Origin of the sequence: Streptomyces antnestii, assembly GCF_004005495.1 — a bacterium.
Taxonomy (GTDB): domain Bacteria; phylum Actinomycetota; class Actinomycetes; order Streptomycetales; family Streptomycetaceae; genus Streptomyces; species Streptomyces antnestii.
In genome coordinates, this window is the sequence record NZ_RZYA01000053.1 from 1 (window position 1) to 1,439 (window position 1,439).

Sequence of the window (1,439 nt, forward strand, 5' to 3'; positions counted from 1 at the left end):
TACAGCGGGATGTTGCCGTGCTTCTTGGGCGGGAGGGTTTCGCGTTTGGTGCGGAGCTGGCGCAGGCCGCGGACGATGTGGGCGCGGGTTTGGGAGGGCATGATCACGGCGTCGATGTAGCCGCGTTCGGCCGCGGTGTAGGGGTTGAGGAGGGTGTCCTCGTACTCCTGGATGAGGCGGCGGCGGGTGGTCTCGACGTCGTCGCTGGCGGCGAGTGTCTTGCGGTGCAGGATGTTGACCGCGCCCTGGGCGCCCATGACGGCGATCTGGGAGGTGGGCCAGGCCAGGTTGAGGTCGGCGCCCAGGTGCTTGGAGCCCATCACGTCGTAGGCGCCGCCGAACGCCTTGCGGGTGATGACGGTGATGAGGGGGACGGTGGCCTCGGCGTAGGCGTAGATGAGTTTCGCGCCGCGGCGGATGATGCCGGTGTGTTCCTGGTCCACCCCGGGGAGGAAGCCGGGGACGTCGACGAAGGTGAGGACCGGGACGTTGAACGCGTCGCAGGTCCGCACGAAGCGGGCCGCTTTTTCGGAGGCGTCGATGTCGAGGCAGCCGGCGAACTGCATGGGCTGGTTGGCGACGATGCCGACGGGGTGGCCCTCGACGCGGCCGAAGCCGGTGAGGATGTTCGGCGCGAACAGTGGCTGCGTCTCGAAGAAGTCGCCGTCGTCGAGGACGTGCTCGATGACGGTGTGCATGTCGTAGGGCTGGTTCGCGCTGTCCGGGACGAGGGTGTCGAGGTCGCGGTCGTCGTCGGTGAGGGCCAGGTCGGCGGGTTCGGGGAAGGCGGGGGGCTCGGACAGGTTGTTCGAGGGGAGGTAGGACAGGAGGGTCTTGACGTATTCGATGGCGTCTTTTTCGTCGCCCGCCATGTAGTGCGCGACGCCGGAGTTGGTGTTGTGGGTGCGGGCGCCGCCCAGTTCCTCGAAGCCGACGTCCTCGCCGGTGACGGTCTTGATGACGTCCGGGCCGGTGATGAACATGTGGCTGGTCTGGTCGACCATGATGGTGAAGTCGGTGATGGCGGGGGAGTAGACCGCGCCGCCCGCGCAGGGGCCGACGACCAGGCTGATCTGGGGGATGACGCCGGAGGCGTGCGTGTTGCGGCGGAAGATCTCGCCGTACATGCCGAGCGCCATGACGCCTTCCTGGATGCGGGCGCCGCCGGAGTCGTTGATCCCGATGACCGGGCAGCCCGTCTTGAGGGCGAAGTCCATGACCTTGATGATCTTCTGGCCGAAGACCTCGCCGAGCGCGCCGCCGAAGACGGTGAAGTCCTGGGAGAAGACGGCCACCGGGCGGTTCTCGATGGTGCCGTAGCCGGTGACGACGCCGTCGCCGTAGGGCTGGTTCTCGTCCAGGCCGAACGCGGTGGAGCGGTGGCGGGCGAACTCGTCGAGTTCTACGAACGAGCCCTCGTCCAGGAGGAGTTCGATGCG

At 67.6% G+C, this 1,439-nt stretch carries 1 protein-coding gene; it reads right to left on the minus strand.

The genetic code is table 11. The annotated features are described in order from the left end of the window. The coding region (locus EOT10_RS40890) for an acyl-CoA carboxylase subunit beta (protein WP_146003153.1) at nt 1-1,439 on the minus strand (1,439 nt) is incomplete at both ends.